1 protein-coding gene and 1 pseudogene are annotated in these 985 nt (G+C 61.5%); one reads left to right on the top strand and one right to left on the bottom strand.

The genetic code is table 11. From position 1 onward, the window contains the following. Positions 1 to 169 (top strand): annotated as a pseudogene (locus DDF70_RS38650) (aminotransferase); the annotation flags it as partial. 17 nt (positions 170 to 186) lie between these two features. On the opposite strand, the gene DDF70_RS36260 reads toward DDF70_RS38650, so the two are convergent. After that, the gene (locus DDF70_RS36260; RefSeq protein ID WP_114949226.1) at positions 187 to 705 is read right to left on the bottom strand and encodes a transposase; all 519 of its coding nucleotides are present in this window, start codon (positions 703 to 705) and stop codon (positions 187 to 189) included. Positions 706 to 985 lie beyond the last annotated feature (280 nt).

Below are 985 nucleotides of genomic sequence, written 5' to 3'. Positions count from 1 at the left end.
GGAAAAGGCCGACGTGGCGGTGGCGCCGGGTATTGGCTTCGGCGAGCACGGCGACGAGTATGTCCGCATCGCTCTTGTGGAAAACGAGCAGCGCATCCGTCAGGCGGCCCGCAACATCCGCCGGTTCTTCGACAACGCCGACCAGACCCTCGACAACGTGATACCCTAAGTGGTGCATCCGGTAAGTCATGCGGCTCTCGGCAGCAGGGCGATCCCGGGGGAGCGACGTGGCCGATGCCGGCGGCGTTGACCCCAGACGAAGGGATGGCGGTGCGCATTCCAGTAGACCGTAGCGCGGTAGATAGCATCAATGATCTCATCCCAGGTCTCAAACCGCCGGCCCGCCAGTGCCAGCGAGCGCAGGATCTTCCACCAGGGCTCGATCAGGTTGAGATAGGCCGCATATTTGGGTTGGAACACCACCTCCCAGCGCGGGTGCGCCAGCACGAACAGCAGCACGTCTGTGGTGCGGTGTGAACTCAGGTTGTCCATGATCGCATACACCCGCTTGGTCGAACTCGGGATCCAAGCCTCAACGTGCTCCAGAAAGTCGACCCAGTGGGCGCCGCCGCGTCCTGGATACGGATGCGTGAAGGCTTCGCCCGTGGCCGGACAAAACGCGCCAAAGACATAGCCTTTGGCGCGCCAGCCGTAGTCGATCTCCTGCTTCGCCCGTTCGGCCGGTCGCGTTCGGCTCTGCACCATCGCACGGCCGGCATAACTCTTCGCACTGACCGGCCCATCTCGTCCAGGCAGATCACACAGCTGCCCGCGGGTGGCGTCGTGTAGAGCGTTTTGGATTTGCTTCGGTTCAGTGGAGAGCGGTTTGGTCGCTATTTGGCCAACTTCTCGAACTGAACCGGACTGATGTAGTCGAGCGTCAAATGACGTCGGATTGGGTTGCAGAAGTAGAGTAGGCGGCTAGAGCGCGTTGACATTCAGGATTCCCGCGGGCTCGCAACTCTGATTCAAGCTCCTTTTGGGA

Source organism: Microvirga calopogonii, assembly GCF_003347665.1.
GTDB classification, from domain to species: Bacteria; Pseudomonadota; Alphaproteobacteria; order Rhizobiales; family Beijerinckiaceae; genus Microvirga; species Microvirga calopogonii.
The sequence above is the reverse complement of the archived record's forward strand: the minus strand, read 5'-3'. Positions and strand labels throughout refer to the sequence as shown.

Coding starts and splice junctions, on each gene's coding strand:
- DDF70_RS36260 (WP_114949226.1), bottom strand. CDS start 705: ATGGTGCAGAGCCGAACGCGACCGGCCGAACGGGCGAAGCAGGAGATC.